This is a genomic window from Bacillus sp. FJAT-18017, from assembly GCF_001278805.1.
Taxonomy (GTDB): Bacteria; Bacillota; Bacilli; order Bacillales; family Cytobacillaceae; genus Bacillus_D.
Genome location: NZ_CP012602.1, coordinates 2232916 through 2247630, shown reverse-complemented (window position 1 = coordinate 2247630; position 14715 = coordinate 2232916). Strand labels below are relative to the sequence as shown.

General features: G+C 42.5%; 13 protein-coding genes. 2 read left to right on the top strand and 11 right to left on the bottom strand.

The window, feature by feature from the left end:
* Positions 1-97 precede the first annotated feature (97 nt).
* Positions 98-361, bottom strand: a complete 264-nt coding sequence (locus tag AM500_RS10375) for a hypothetical protein (protein ID WP_053599141.1) — start codon at positions 359-361, stop codon at positions 98-100.
* 463 nt (positions 362-824) lie between these two features.
* Entirely contained in the window at positions 825-1796 is a 972-nt protein-coding gene (locus AM500_RS10370) for a DUF2515 domain-containing protein (RefSeq protein ID WP_053599140.1), read from the bottom strand.
* 124 nt (positions 1797-1920) lie between these two features.
* Between AM500_RS10370 and recU the strand changes: the two genes are divergently transcribed.
* Both recU and AM500_RS10360 read left to right on the top strand, forming a co-directional pair.
* Complete coding sequence (gene recU / locus AM500_RS10365; protein ID WP_197282680.1) at positions 1921-2532, top strand: Holliday junction resolvase RecU; 612 nt, start codon at positions 1921-1923, stop codon at positions 2530-2532.
* Positions 2533-2564: 32 nt separating this feature from the next.
* Positions 2565-5306: a penicillin-binding protein 1A gene (locus AM500_RS10360; RefSeq protein WP_053599139.1), complete on the top strand. Its 2742-nt coding sequence runs from the start codon at positions 2565-2567 to the stop codon at positions 5304-5306.
* A 60-nt stretch (positions 5307-5366) separates the two neighbouring features.
* On the opposite strand, the gene AM500_RS10355 is transcribed toward AM500_RS10360, so the two are convergent.
* From AM500_RS10355 to panD, 9 genes are all read right to left on the bottom strand, one after another.
* Entirely contained in the window at positions 5367-5843 is a 477-nt protein-coding gene (locus AM500_RS10355) for a YpoC family protein (RefSeq protein WP_053599138.1), read from the bottom strand.
* A complete protein-coding gene (gene nth / locus AM500_RS10350; RefSeq protein ID WP_053599137.1) occupies positions 5830-6495 on the bottom strand; it encodes an endonuclease III in 666 nt (221 codons plus the stop codon). Before nth ends, AM500_RS10355 begins: the two co-directional genes overlap by 14 nt.
* Before the next feature lie 166 nt (positions 6496-6661).
* Positions 6662-7366 (bottom strand): DnaD domain-containing protein, encoded by a 705-nt coding sequence (locus tag AM500_RS10345; protein ID WP_053599136.1) that lies wholly within the window; start codon positions 7364-7366, stop codon positions 6662-6664.
* A 417-nt stretch (positions 7367-7783) separates the two neighbouring features.
* Positions 7784-9076, bottom strand: coding sequence for an asparagine--tRNA ligase (asnS, locus tag AM500_RS10340; RefSeq protein WP_156319918.1), 1293 nt, complete (start codon positions 9074-9076; stop codon positions 7784-7786).
* Between the two features lie 209 nt (positions 9077-9285).
* Entirely contained in the window at positions 9286-10473 is a 1188-nt protein-coding gene (locus tag AM500_RS10335; protein WP_053601687.1) for a pyridoxal phosphate-dependent aminotransferase, read from the bottom strand.
* Between the two features lie 30 nt (positions 10474-10503).
* Positions 10504-10977 (bottom strand): cell wall elongation regulator TseB-like domain-containing protein, encoded by a 474-nt coding sequence (locus tag AM500_RS10330; protein ID WP_053599134.1) that lies wholly within the window; start codon positions 10975-10977, stop codon positions 10504-10506.
* An 11-nt stretch (positions 10978-10988) separates the two neighbouring features.
* Positions 10989-11159: a YpmA family protein gene (locus tag AM500_RS24970; protein ID WP_081773056.1), complete on the bottom strand. Its 171-nt coding sequence runs from the start codon at positions 11157-11159 to the stop codon at positions 10989-10991.
* A 255-nt stretch (positions 11160-11414) separates the two neighbouring features.
* Positions 11415-14201: an ATP-dependent DNA helicase DinG gene (gene dinG / locus AM500_RS10325; protein WP_053599133.1), complete on the bottom strand. Its 2787-nt coding sequence runs from the start codon at positions 14199-14201 to the stop codon at positions 11415-11417.
* A gap of 97 nt (positions 14202-14298) precedes the next feature.
* Positions 14299-14682, bottom strand: a complete 384-nt coding sequence (gene panD / locus AM500_RS10320; protein ID WP_053599132.1) for an aspartate 1-decarboxylase — start codon at positions 14680-14682, stop codon at positions 14299-14301.
* Positions 14683-14715 lie beyond the last annotated feature (33 nt).

Genomic DNA, 14715 nt, shown 5'->3' with positions numbered 1-14715 from the left:
AATCAGTATGGATATTATTACGGCTGATTATTGGTTCCTGTTAAAAGGAATGAAAGAAGCCATTTATATAAATGGCCTCATTCCCACTCACTTTATTTTATCTTCCGGTAATGGCGAGTTCAAGCTTTGTGTTTAAGACAGCTGGCACAGAGCGCTTAGTTGGTGCAGGCGGCTTAATATCCTGCTCCCATCGCTGTACCCTTACCTCCATATTCTCCAATTGTTCGAACCGTTTGCCAATTAACTCCATTGATAACCCCGAAAACGCCGTGTCCATTTCTGCCTCTAATAATAAAAGCTGTTCATTTATCCCATTCAAACGGAGCAATAATTTATTCCTTTCACTGTTAGAGCCCTTCATTGCGTTTTCCCCTTTACGGTTTATTTACTACCCTTATTCTTCCTTCCCCTCCTGTTTCCTGCATCGGTGACAAAACTAGAAGCTAGCTGTCAAAAGTAGTGGTAATCAGCTTCTTTTTGATGCTGGTTTCGGAAGTATATTCGACAAGATCCCTGAATGAAGTCATGTGTTTCGGGAACGATACTATTGGAGGTGGTTTAGCCATGGCGAAAAAGGGTAAGGAAAACAAGAAAAACCATAATGGCCAGGAACAAAAAAAGACTGGTTATGGCGATAAAAAGCTTGTAGGCGAAAATAGGCCAGCTGAATAACCGGCTATAGCCAAAAAGTACATTTCTCCACTCATCGGGATGTCCGGGTCTCTTACAATGGAGTCTATTAGCAATTTGGTTTCTGCTGGAGATAAAGGCAAGGGCGTCCCCCTTGCCTTTTTAGTGCCCAATCATATTATTTTAATGGAAGCTTATAGCTTAAAGCCCCTTGGCAAATAGTCCTTTTTTACTTGTGCCATCAATTGGAGCTGATCCCGTTTTTGTATATACCAGTCGGTTAAATGGGGTGTCTCTTTTAGCTTTACTGATAAATACAGCTTGTGTACGGGGGCCATTTTAACTTGGCTCCAATCTTGATATATATGGCGGTGGTGCTCGATAATTGGAAACGTCATCCTTAAATAAGGTGTTTCGCGCCGGACTTTTTGTTTGAAGTACTGCTCATAGTCATGTCTTGAACCCGTATGAGCCGTTCGCCGGGCAAATTCGTAAAAGTGGGGAAACAGCCTTGGATGGAAAAGTATTTTGGTTAGCCTTCTGCCAAGGTCTATCCGATTGGAAACCTTACGAAAGCCAGATACACTCGCACCGTATAATTCTCCACCGCAAGTTGGAAAAAGAACACAACTAAAATGGAACCATTCCTGCAGATTGAACTCAAGGCTTTGAAAAACTTTACTTTTGTATACTGGATGTTCAATGATCGGTTCCTGAATAACATTTTGTTCATTAATAATCAATGCCGTGGTCAGCCTGTTTTTATCCTGTTTCTCCCAATAAACCGCCCACTCTTTTTGCATAAACGACGAAATATTTAAATATTTTAACAGATGAAACAATGGCTTATTCATTTTCGTCGAATAGGAGTAAAGCAAAAGTTGTGGATAAGCATCATGGAAAATGAGCCAGTTTGCTCGCTCATACGTAAGAAAGAGTTGCTTCCTTGTCACATCTGTAAGGAAATGGGGGAAAATCGTTCCTTCAAGGTCGCACATATTCCATCCACCGTTCCGTGAGACCATACTAGCCAAAAAAGCCCATATAAGATCAGGATTTTGCTTAAAGAAATTAAAATATGCATTTGTTCTGGTGATATTATCCTTATTCAATTTGGCTGTTTCTTTCCTAATTTCCTTAATTATTTCTTTTTCAGACATCTGCATTATTCTATTCCTTCTTTAAAACAGTTTGAATTGGTCATAGTTAGATTGGCTCAATTAAATTATTTTATACAGCAAAATTCAAGCTCCTTTGGTATGATAGGTAATAGTTTGTGAGGTGCTAATCTTGTTCAATTACCCAAATGGAAAAAAATACACTGGACTACAGCCCCTTCAAGGAGCGAAACTAAAACGGGAGTCAGTCAATTCTTATAGCAACCGTGGAATGACTTTAGAAGACGATTTGAATGAAACGAATCAATTTTACCTAAGCAGAGGCATTGCGGTCATTCATAAAAAACCGACGCCGATTCAAATCGTCCAGGTTGATTATCCCAAGCGGAGCGCAGCAGTTATCAAAGAAGCCTATTTCAAGCAGGCCTCCACAACAGATTATAATGGAGTATATAAAGGAAGATATATAGATTTTGAGGCGAAGGAAACCCAGAATCCCACCTCTTTTCCTTTGAAAAACATCCATGAGCACCAAATTCGCCATATGGATGCTGTGCTAAAACAAGGAGGAATTTCATTTGTTATCCTGCGATTTTCAAGCAGTGATGAATTATTTCTTTTAGATGCGCTCCCTCTTCTAGGGTTTTGGGAAAGGATGGAACAGGGCGGAAGAAAATCAATAACCAAATCCGAAGTAATGGAAGCTGGCATCCCGATTTCACTAGGCTACCAGCCAAGGATTGATTATTTAAAAAAAGTTGATGAACTCTACATTCTAGATTGATAGTTTGTATTGCATGAAAGGAAGGAATTTTAATGGCAAGTAATTATAAATCCAGGGAGGAAAGAAGGAAACAGATTGCCTCCAATGGGAAAAAGAAGAAAAAAGGTGTTCCTACCCGCGGCGGACTTTTTAAGAAAATATTCCTTATTCTTATTGCGCTTGGCATAGTAGGAATGCTGTCAGGCATTGCAACATTCGCTTTCCTCGTCCAGGATGCACCTAAGTTGGACGAAAAGCTTCTAAAGGATCCCATTCCTTCTAAACTACTTGATAAAGAAGGTAAAGTATTCAGGGAAGTCGGTACGGTTCGAAGAGAATATGTTGATTATAAAGATATCCCCAAATTGGTTGAAGATGCGTTTTTAGCCACCGAGGATGTCCGCTTTTATCAGCATCATGGTATTGATATTATCCGCCTGGGCGGTGCAGTCATTGCGAACCTTACGAATGGCTTTGGTTCTGAAGGTGCTTCAACCATTACCCAACAGGTAGTGAAGAACTCCTTTTTGACCAATGAAAAAACAATTAAACGGAAGGTACAGGAGGCCTGGCTTTCCTATCAGCTTGAACGGAAATATACGAAACAGCAAATTTTCGAGATGTATGTCAATAAAATCCTTATGGGTGGAGATATCCATGGGGTATCAACAGCGGCTGAAGTATATTTTGACAAGAGCTTGGATGAGCTTGAGCTTCATGAAGCCGCACTGCTTGCCGGGCTTCCTCAAAGCCCTAATAATTATAATCCATTCGTAAATCCAGACAGAGCAGAGAAAAGAAGGAATTTGGTTCTTTCACTCATGAACCAGCATGGCTTCATTAATGAACAGCAAATGAAGGAAGCACAGGCCATTCCTGTTGAAAAAACCCTTGTTCCTGAAGAAAAACGCAAAAAAAATGAAAAACCATATGACTCGTTTGTTGACGCTGTTATCGAAGAGGTGAAGAAAGCTGGAGATTTCGATATATACTCCGACGGCTTAACGATTCATACAACACTAGATCAGGATGCACAAAAATATGTAGATAAGATGATGTTTACAGATGATGTTGTGGCATTTCCTGATGAAAAATTCCAGGCCGGAATCGTCATGGTTGATACAAAAACAGGCGAAATCCGGGCGGTAGGCGGAAACCGCAACAAGGATGTCCAGCGTGGCTATAATTTTGCAATGGATATTAAAAGGCAGCCAGGATCATTGATAAAACCAATTCTTGACTATGGTCCGGCAATAGAGCACCTCCAATGGGGCACCTACCATATGATGGAGGATAAGCCTACCAAATATACAGGCGGAACCGAATTCGGGAACTGGAATGACCAATATGATGGCTGGATGACAATCCGCACTGCCCTTGCGAAATCAAAAAACACAATCGCTGTGCAGACTCTTCAGCAGGTCGGCACAGAAAAAGCGAAGGATTTTGCCGTAAACCTTGGGATACCTTTGAAAGAAATTTATGAATCCTATGCAATAGGCGGTTTCGGCGGGAAAACGGTCGGGGTATCCCCTCTCCATCTTGCCGGGGCATACAGCGCATTTGGCAACAATGGTTATTATACGAAGCCACATGCTGTAGCTAAAATAGAACTTCGTGATGGAACAGAAATTGATACTGCACCTGAATCAAAGGCAGTCATGAAAGACTACACAGCGTTTATGGTCACAGATATGATGAAGAGTGTATTAACAAATGGAACAGGTACGGCTGCACATATACCAGGCCTTCCCGCTGCAGGTAAAACAGGGACGACCAACTATACAGAAGATGAGTTGAGAAAACTTAATGTAGGTAAAGGCGCTGTTCCTGACGCCTGGTTTGCCGGCTATACGACCAACTATACCATTGCAGTCTGGACTGGGTATGAAAGCAGGATGACACCTATCATGCCTGGCAAAGACCAGCAGATAGCCAAATCGCTATACAGAAATCTGATGCAGCATGTTTCTAAAGACGTCGATACACCTGATTTCAAAATGCCAAAATCAGTTGAACGTGTAAGAATTGAAAAAGGTTCAGTTCCTGCCAAATTGGCAAGTGAATATACTCCAGATAGCATGGTATTGACTGAATATGCTGTTAAAGGTAAAAAACCGAAGGAAGTTTCCAAGAAGTTTGATAAACCTGATGCACCTACTGGTCTGAAGGCAGAGTTTAACAAAGAAACCAACTCAATTTCATTGGGCTGGAACCATAAAGAAAAACAGAATATTAGCTACTCCATCTCAGTTACAAAGGATGGCAGCAAGGTTCATTCCAACACGACATCCAATACTTCGTATGAAGTCCCTAACATTACTTCTGGCGGCACATATTCGGTAACCGTAACTGCTGTAAAAGACGGAACTAGCAGTGATCCTGCAACAGCTTCTGTTGTTGTCGAAGGCCAAACACCTCCACCTAGCGATGAAAATGGAGGAAATAACGGTAACGGAAATGGCAACGGAAATGGTAATGGTAACGGAAATGGTAATGGCAACGGAAATGGCAACGGAAATGGCAATGGTGAAGGTGATGGCGAAGGCGAGGGTGATGGCGAAGGCGAAGGCGAAGGTGACGGCGAAGGCGAAGGTGATGGCGGCGGTACTGGCGACGGCGAAGGTGATGGCGAAGGCGGTACTGGCGGAGATACCGGCGGCGGTACCGGTGGGGATACTGGCGGCGGTACCGGCGGTGGAACTGGCGGCGGTACCGGTGGTGGAACTGGTGGCGGTACCGGTGGCGGTACTGGCGGAAACGGCAGTGGAAACGGCTCCGGCCGTGGTAACTAACCACACCTTGAGCTCGCTTCCCTAAGAATATAATTTTATAATCAAAAAGGGGAGCACCTATTATCGGGTGCTCCCTTTCTTAATAGCAATATTTTTCATGAACTGCTTTTTTTGTTCTTCCATTAATTGTTTTAATTGAATGTAGGAATGAAAGAGCTCCGGTCTTTCAATTAAGAAATATAACCGTTCCTGGCAATTAACTGGCTTAAGTGCCAAGCTATCGACTTCATTGAGCTTGTTTAACTTTACTGGCTGTTTATTGCTCCAATAAAGAATTTTAAGAAGGTTTGATATCCCTTCCCTCATTTCCTCTCTAACGCGCGGCTTATTTTTCTCTTTAAAAGCCTCTTCTATCTTCTTGCTAACTTCATTCCATACCTCATATTGTCCTGGAACACTGATATACGATTCCTCCCAAGGCCCAGCCGCCATGGCTCCGTAAAAAAAACCAGCTTCATCAGGAAACAACTGAGCTGCCACTTCAGAAAAAAAGGGATGTTCCAATTGTTTTGGTAAACTGGAATTATGCTCTGGCATTTTGAAGTTTACCCTTCATCCGTTTTTGGCCTTCCCTGCATACCTCTAATAGTGGACATGTTGGGCATTGCGGATTTTGGGCTTTGCAATGATAACGCCCGAAAAAAATCAACCGATGATGGGTTACGGACCACTCTTCCATCGGTACTTTCTTCATGAGTGTTTTCTCAACCTCAAGGACAGAATCCTTCCATTTGCAAATACCCAGCCGCTTGCTGACTCTTTCAACATGTGTATCAACAGCAATGGCTGGTACTCCGAAAGCAACCGAAACGACCACATTGGCTGTTTTCCTGCCCACACCAGGAAGCTTCGTCAGTTCATCCCTGTCCATGGGAACCTGGCCCCAATATTCCTCCAGGATCATTTTGCTAAGCTTCTGTATATTTTTCGCTTTATTTCGGAACAGCCCAATTGAACGTATGTCATTTTCAAGCTCTTCCAACGGCACATTTAAATAATCCTGTGGCGTTTTATATTTTTTAAAAAGAGATTCAGTCACTTTATTAACAAGAACGTCCGTGCATTGGGCAGATAACGCTACTGCGACGACGAGCTCAAACGGATTGGAATGATTCAATTCACAATGGGCATCAGGAAACATCCTGCCCATCTCGTCGAGGCAGTACCTGATTTGTGCTTTATTCAACATGTTCAGTCACCTTCTTTTTTAACGTTGCTACAAGTTATTTTACCAGCATGGTCAATCATAATATGAAAAATAAGCTTAGAAATTAGTCTGGTTTGAAGTAAATTTAGTTAAAATAGCCTAAAATTAAATAAAAACGAGAGTAAAATCCTCTCGCTTCAAATTATAATTACTGTTCCAGCCAGTTGTAGAAAGGTACGGCCGTAACAGGGGGTGCCTGTCGGTCCTGAGGTAAATTCTTTGCCTGCTGACGCTGGCGGAACTTTATGCTTTGGTTTTTTGCCTGTTCAATTGTTTTAATACCATTCTTTTTCCATTCAAAGAGAATTCTGTCTATGTACCTGAAATTCAATTTTCCGGACATAACGGCTTCCCTAAGTGCAGCTTTAATAATTTGCGGACCATGCTTGTCATCATCAACCCACATAGCCAATGTCTCACATTCAAAAGGAGAAAGCGGCCTGCCAAATTCCTTTTCAAATATCGTATACAAGTTCTGTTCTTCCGATTTCCGATCCTTTTCCTTATCTGCCTTTTCCTTAAGCAGGAATTGATCAATAAGCTTTTGCCATAAAGGCTCTAGCGAATATTTTTCACAACGGATTCCGTCCGGGCTATACTCATCCATAATTTCTATGTAGCCGCGCTGGATTAATTTACGTAAAGCATCAGTGCATTGAAGGTCAGAAAGCGTCATATGGGAGGAAAGCTGTTCAGGAGTGGGAAATTCGTTGCCTTTTTGGGCATAATTCAAGATGTTCAATAGAAGAACAAGTTCATATTCATTTAAGTTTAAGTTTTTATATTCTGTGAAAAGCAAGGAAGGTATGGTAACATTCCCTTCATGCATCCAGCCAAGGATACTAGACTTCATAATTCGACACCTCTCTATCAGTATACCATGAATCAAAGAGGGACAGGTAAACATTTCAAACAGGGATAATCTTACAAAAAGAACTAGTTTCATATCCCATTTTTAGTACTGTTCTTTACACTAAACAGGGTATGTTGCCTGTGTTGCTAATAGAAGAGCCTGCCAAAAAATGGTCTTGGCAGGCTTACATTATTGTTTTTATTTTAGCTGTGTAAAACAAGTTTGTTGATTTCCGCTCCATGCGCTTCGCTTTCCACGGGCGGCCTGGGAGCCTCCTCGGCGCAAGCGCCTGTGGGGTCTCCCACTGACCTTTTCTCCCGTAGGAGTCTACGCGCCTTCCGCTTCAATCAACTCTGTTAAAAAATAATATTTTTCTTTATCTTACCCTCTAAAAGCGGATTTGATATATATCGATTTTTATGGATACAGCCTGTTCAATAGACGTGGGAATGGAATAGTTTCCCTGACATGCTCGACACCGCTAATCCATGCAACGGTCCTCTCAAGACCTAGTCCAAATCCTGAATGGGGAACAGCACCATATTGGCTTAGCTCCAAATACCATTTATAAGCAGCTTCAGGAAGCCCATGTTCCTCAATTCGCTGCCTCATAAGATTGTAATCATGTATACGCTCTGAACCGCCTATAATTTCCCCATACCCTTCCGGAGCAATCAAATCGGCACATAGCACAACATCCTCGCGTTCAGGATGCGGCTGCATATAGAAAGGCTTGAGTGAAGTTGGATAATGGATAATGAAAACAGGCTTATCATAGCTTTCTGCAATCGCTGTTTCATGCGGAGCCCCAAAATCATCTCCCCACGTGATATCATCGAATCCCTTTTCATGAAGAAGCTTGATTGCATCGTCATATGTTATCCTAGGGAACGGTGCCTTGATTTGCTCCAGCTTTGATGTATCACGTCCAAGAGTTTTTAGTTCAAGCTGGCAATTGGCCAATACCGATTGAACTATGTATGAAACATATTGTTCCTGGACAACCAGGCTTTCTTCATGTTCTGTAAAGGCCATTTCAGGTTCGATCATCCAAAATTCAATTAAGTGGCGCCTAGTCTTTGATTTTTCGGCACGGAATGTTGGGCCAAAAGAGAAAACTTTTCCTAAGGCCATAGCAGCAGCTTCCATATAGAGCTGGCCGCTTTGTGAAAGATAGGCATCTTCATCAAAATACTTTGTATGGAACAGTTCAGTTGTTCCTTCGGCTGCACTGCCGGTCAAAATAGGCGGATCCACTTTAACAAAGCCATTGGTATTATAAAACTCATAGGTTGCACGAATGATTTCATTTCTGACTTTCATCACTGCATGCTGGCGCTTTGACCTTAACCAAAGGTGGCGATGATCCATTAGGAATTCAGTACCATGTTCTTTAGGTGTTATCGGGTAATCGGTGGCAAGTTGAATAATGTCAACCTTTTTGACTGACAATTCATATCCAAATGGAGAACGTTCATCTTTTTGTACAGTTCCCGTGACATAAAGTGAAGACTCCTGGGTTACTGACTTGGCAGTCTGGAAGATTTCCTCTTCCACTTCACTTTTAACGACCACACCCTGGATAAATCCAGTTCCGTCCCTCAGCTGTAAAAAGGCGATTTTTCCGCTGGAACGTTTATTGGCAAGCCATGCGCCAATTCTGACTTCCTCGCCAACGTATTTATGAACTTCTGCAATTGTTGTTTTAATCACTGGTATATTCCCTCCAAAACTTGCACTTACGGTTTCTATGTATCCACTTTATTATACAGATGCGGACAAGGCCTAGCAAGGGTGCAGCATGCTTCTTCCCGTCTGTTTTGTCCTAAAGTGGCTAGATAAATGAGGCGGACCATCAATTAGCGGGAGAGGTTTCCTCCTGCCACTAATTGATAGCAAACCGTTAATGCGAGTTACATTCAGTTTTTTAATTTGGATTCTACAAACCTGTGTATCCGCTCTATTGCTTCTTCAAGCTGGGAAAGTGACGTCGCATAGGAAAGCCTGATATTGTCAGGAGCTCCAAAACCTGATCCAGGAATCACCGCAACCTTCGCTTCGGTCAAAAGTGCTTCTGTGAATTCATCCCCGTTCTTGAAGCCTGTAAGCCTTACAGCCTCACTGATATTAGGGAAAAGATAGAAGGCTCCATCCGGCTTTATACATGTGAAACCGGGAATTGCAGTTAGTTTGGAAAATACGGTCTCAAGCCGATGTTCAAAAGCCTGGCGCATTTCTTCCACAGGTTCTTGTGTTCCTTCATAAGCAGCAATTGACGCATATTGCGCGGTGGTTGTAGGATTGGATGTACTATGGCTTGCAAGGTTGGACATTGCCCCTATGATTTTACTATTCCCCGCGGCATAGCCTATCCTCCAGCCTGTCATTGAATGGGATTTGGACACACCATTAACAACAATTGTCTGATTCTTGAGTTCGTCGGAAATTTCCGCAATAGAAACATGTTTTTTATTTCCGTATACAAGCTTTTCATAAATTTCATCAGAAACAATCAGTATGTTATTCTCCAGGCAAACTTGTCCCAATGCTTCAAGTTCTTCTTTTGTATAAAGCATTCCTGTAGGGTTGCTAGGAGAATTGATTAACACTGCCTTTGTTTTGTCTGTGATTGCAGCCCGTAATTGTTCAGGAACAATTTTATAGTCATTTTCTTCTGTTGCATTAATGTAGACCGGGGTGCCGCCGGCAAGCTTGACCTGCTCTGGATAACTGACCCAATAAGGCGCAGGGACGATTACTTCATCCCCTTCATCAAGGATGACTTGAAAAAGGGTGTACAGCACATGCTTTGCACCATTACCCACGATGATTTCATTCATTTTATAGTCCAGTCCCTGATCTGCTGCCAGTTTCGTGATTATTGCCTTTTTCAGCTGCGGTAGTCCGGCTGTTGGGGTGTATTTGGTTCGCCCTTCATCCATGGAGTTCTTGGCAGCCTCCAGAATATGTTTCGGAGTGTTGAAATCAGGTTCACCAGCTCCAAGCCCGATAATGTTATGTCCCTGTGCTTGAAGCTCCTTGGCTTTTGCTGTAATTGCCAAAGTTGATGACGGGGTTAAAGAAAGTACTCTTTTAGCCAATTTCATTTCCATGCTGCTACCTCCACAATATAAAAATTAAAGATTTTCAATTATTTTATACATTTCTCCGGTTTCGAAGTGAACATAATAATAGTTGATCAGACCATTGCCGGTAGAATAGTATACTTCCCAGAACGGGATTCCGTTCTCCATGCCTGGACGTACAGAAATGATTTCTTGCGGGCTTTTGTCGGCAATGACCTTATTGATGGCATCCTGTCTTGAAACCCCATCCTTTTTTTCATGCACGACGATTTTCCCGTCACTATCCGGCATCCATACAATGATTTCATCGCCCTCGTTATTTTTGCCTTCGACTACGTAAACTTGTTCCTCCCCATTATAGAGAGTGAATTTTCCGTAATCTGCCAAGTCAGCTTCTTCCGCAGCACGTTTAACCGCCTTCTCTTCTGCTGTCCTGACAGGCTCGGTTGCGTTTGAGTAAATCCATCCAGCGGCCCCTAAAAGAATAGCTATTATAAGTAAAAGATATAGAATTACTTTCTTCACAGTACCGCCCCTTATGTCCGGTATATCGTAAAAACGGCCTTGCTTTGGTCTTCTGTATCGAGCGCAAGTCCGAACATAAGATTTTGATGTTTCAACGTCCGGTTCAATGCATCGACCACCTTGTACAAGTCCGGCCCATGTTGAATTTTTACAGTTGATAGAACTTCTATTTTGTTCTCCATGCATGTTCCTCCATTGATTCCCATTGGGGCTGTTCATTATTTTAGTTTATATTTCTTCATTATAACAGGGAAGACGACGATTGGCAGCGGAATTTACCCGAGTTTTTGCCTTCACGCCCTACTCTTTTTCACATTATAAGAAAGGATATCTTTTCTTTGGAAACTGTCTAGCTCCACAAAGAAAGCTCCAGCGAATTAACATCGCAGAGACAGGCGCACTTTGCCTGCCACGAAGGCGGCTTGCGCTATTCTTGGTTAGAGCCACTTTTCAATCCCTTCGATAAGTTCGTCGATTCCCACCTTATGGACGGGAACTTTGGGAATGGAGCGCAGAAAGGCTTTACCGTACGCCGCTTCTCCAAGGCGTTTATCAAATACAACAATAACTCCCCTGTCCCGGCCAGTCCTGATCAGCCTGCCAAACCCTTGTTTGAACCGGAGCACTGCTTCAGGCAGGGAGTATTCCGAAAATGGCTTGCCTCCACGCTGTTCTATCATTTCGCACTTTGCCTTCGTCCAAGGTTCATCTGGCGGGCTGAAAGGAAGCCTTACGACCACAAGGCATGATAGTCCCTCACCGGGTATATCGACACCCTCCCAAAAGCTGTTTGTTCCGAAAAGCACAGCCTTATCAAACTTCAGGAAGTTCCGTGTCAGACGTGATCTGCTTCCCCCGGATATCCCTTGGGCAATCAGAGCAAACTCTTCTAGCAGACCGCTTTCTTTAACAAGTTCATATGTCTTTTTGAGCATCTCATGCGATGTAAAAAGAATGAGCATCCTTCCTTTAGCGGCATCGCAAATGGATATGATCCTTCCTGCTATTTCTGCTATATATTCATCCTGCGGTACGGTGTTGACAGCTGGCAAATCTGTTGATATAAACATCTGAACATTCCGCTCATAATTAAACGGGGACGGTATGGAAACAGTGTTGACATGATGTGAATCAAGACCAAGATTAGAAAGAATAAAGCTGAAAGACTGATCGACAGTCAATGATGCTGAAGTCAGAATCACAGATTTTTTTTTGTCAAAGAAACGTGCTTTCACTTCACTTGCTACGGACAAAGGCATTGAATAGATACTTGTTGCATTATGCGGCGACCTTGTATCGGTTTCAATCCATTTAACATACTTCGTATTATCTAAAAAAATAACATTTAATTTATCCCTTAGCTTCACCGCATCTTCCATAAAACCATGGAGCTGATCAGCCAGTACTGCAGTATCAGTCGAACCAATTGGAATAATCATGTCAAGCATCGAGGCCGCAGCCCCATGAAGATCCTTTAGTAAAAAAGAAAATCTGTTTGCTGCATTCTTCAGAACTTCCCATTCACGATGATTGGTTTTTTCATCAATACGCACTCTCAAGCGTTTTGAGGCATGGTTCTTAACAGTTTTTGTCACAAAGGAAATAAGTAAATTAAAAAAATCATCCATTTCGTATAAAGTATCTGAAATAAGCTGATTAAGTTTCACCCTTGGGGCTGCTTTCCCACGGTCCGAAAGACTGGAGATCACCTTTTCCACTTTATAAAACAATTGCTTTTGCTCATATAATCCAAATTGGCCAAGGGTGAGCCTTGCACCTATATAATCCAACCGAATGCCCATATGGTCACTAGAGGCATGCTCAAATTGATGCCCTTCATCAAGGACGGCATAATCGTATGGGGGCAGGACAGTACTTCCTGCATCCACATCAGAAAGCAGAAGTGAATGATTCGTAATGATTAAATCTGCCTGATTGGCTAGCTTTAAGGCATAATCGTAAAAATGGTAGCCCTGCCACGCTTCTTTTCCTATTGGATTATTTCCTTCTTCTGAAATTGAATTCCAGTACAAAGCACCACCGCTTGAAAGGTTTAGCTCATCTCTGTCTCCGCTTTCGGTCCTGGTCAGCCAAACAAGGATTTGCATTTTCGCAAGAGCAGTGTCGTAGTTGTCGTTTTCCTCTTCAAGGCTTTTTGCAAAGGCTGGCAGGGAAAGATAATTATTCATGCCCTTCATAAGCGTGGCTTTAACGGGAAATGGTAAAGTCTCCTTCAGAAGGGGGATATCTTTTTTCATCAGCTGCTCTTGAAGCTGAATCGTATATGTACTAATTACAACTCTTGCCCCTCTCTGCCGGGAGAAAAAGGCAGCCGGAAGCAAATAGCCAATTGACTTCCCAATCCCTGTTCCAGCTTCAATCAGCGCATGGGTATGATTGGTTAAGGCATGATAAACTTCATCCATCATTTCAAATTGACCCGTTCTTTCCTCATATTCCACAAAAGAACGGAGCATCATTGTCTTTTTGTCTTCATCCTTAAAAGGATAGCTAGTATCATCATTTGTAAATTCCTTGGTAGGAAACTCATTTTTTCGCTTCAGGCTTATCCCATTGATTGTTACAAGCTTGCCAGTATCGGACACAGGCGCAGAAACGGCCCTGGACGAATACTCTTCCAGAAGGAGATGAATATCGCTCTTAAGTCCCTGGGATAGGGCAGAGAGCTGTTCCAGTGTATTTTTAGGCAGAGATTCCATCTTGCTGAGGAACAAAAGGAACAGTTCGGCTGTAACTAGCGCATCACTGTCAGCTTGATGAGGACGATCATGTTCCAGCCCTTCCTTTTCAGCAAGGTCTGACAATTTATAACTATCTGCTTCAGGTTCAAGGAACCGTGCCATTTCAACAGTGTCAATGACAGGGCCTAGAAATCCTTCCTCGCCCGCCATTAGAAGTTCTTCCTGCAGGAAACCCAAATCGAATAGCACATTATGGGCTACAAAATAAGCGTCCTCCAAAATCGAAGAAATTTCCGGGGCTACTTCACTGAACAAGGGGGCATCCTTTACATCTTCATTCTTGAGGCCCGTCAGTTCTTCAATAAATATCGGGATTTGTTTCCCGGGATTTAAAAGAGATGTAAACTGATTTGTAATTTTGCCTTCTTCAATTACAACAGCAGCAAACTGTATAATTCTATCGCCTTTCTTTGGCGAGTTGCCGGTTGTTTCAAGATCGACTACAACGAATTTCTTATGCATCCTTACACATCCCAATAATTCTTTCAATCAAAACCGTACCATAAAATGTAGAAAATAAAAAGCGGAGGCCATCTGGATGGCGCTTCCGCTTTCATATTTACATAATGGTATTTGCCGGTTCAGCATGAAGGAGCTCAATAATCCTATTATTTTCATCCATGATTGCTACCTTTGGTTTATGGTAGGCAACTCTTTCTTCCGCAACTAAGCAATAGGAAATAATGATGACAACATCGCCTTCCTGTACAAGCCTTGCAGCCGCACCATTCAGACAAATAACACCACTGCCCCTTTCCCCGGGGATGATATACGTTTCAAGGCGAGCGCCATTGTTGTTATTGACAATTTGTACTTTCTCATTCGGAATCATTCCAACTGTATCGAGAATGTCCTCGTCAATTGTAATACTGCCAACATAATTCAGATTTGCCTCGGTCACCCGGGCGCGATGGATTTTTCCGTTCATCATGGTGCGAAACATTCAGCTTCTCCTCCAGTTATATCAGAATAGCCT

Excerpts from the sequence above, each read along its gene's own strand:
- panD (WP_053599132.1), bottom strand. The coding sequence starts at position 14,682 with ATGTTTCGCACCATGATGAACGGAAAAATCCATCGCGCCCGGGTGACC.
- AM500_RS10355 (WP_053599138.1), bottom strand. The coding sequence starts at position 5,843 with ATGCCAGAGCATAATTCCAGTTTACCAAAACAATTGGAACATCCCTTT.
- AM500_RS10360 (WP_053599139.1), top strand. The coding sequence starts at position 2,565 with ATGGCAAGTAATTATAAATCCAGGGAGGAAAGAAGGAAACAGATTGCC.
- AM500_RS10370 (WP_053599140.1), bottom strand. The coding sequence starts at position 1,796 with ATGCAGATGTCTGAAAAAGAAATAATTAAGGAAATTAGGAAAGAAACA.
- AM500_RS24970 (WP_081773056.1), bottom strand. The coding sequence starts at position 11,159 with ATGGAGAACAAAATAGAAGTTCTATCAACTGTAAAAATTCAACATGGG.
- nth (WP_053599137.1), bottom strand. The coding sequence starts at position 6,495 with ATGTTGAATAAAGCACAAATCAGGTACTGCCTCGACGAGATGGGCAGG.
- AM500_RS10345 (WP_053599136.1), bottom strand. The coding sequence starts at position 7,366 with ATGAAGTCTAGTATCCTTGGCTGGATGCATGAAGGGAATGTTACCATA.
- dinG (WP_053599133.1), bottom strand. The coding sequence starts at position 14,201 with ATGCATAAGAAATTCGTTGTAGTCGATCTTGAAACAACCGGCAACTCG.
- AM500_RS10375 (WP_053599141.1), bottom strand. The coding sequence starts at position 361 with ATGAAGGGCTCTAACAGTGAAAGGAATAAATTATTGCTCCGTTTGAAT.
- AM500_RS10335 (WP_053601687.1), bottom strand. The coding sequence starts at position 10,473 with ATGAAATTGGCTAAAAGAGTACTTTCTTTAACCCCGTCATCAACTTTG.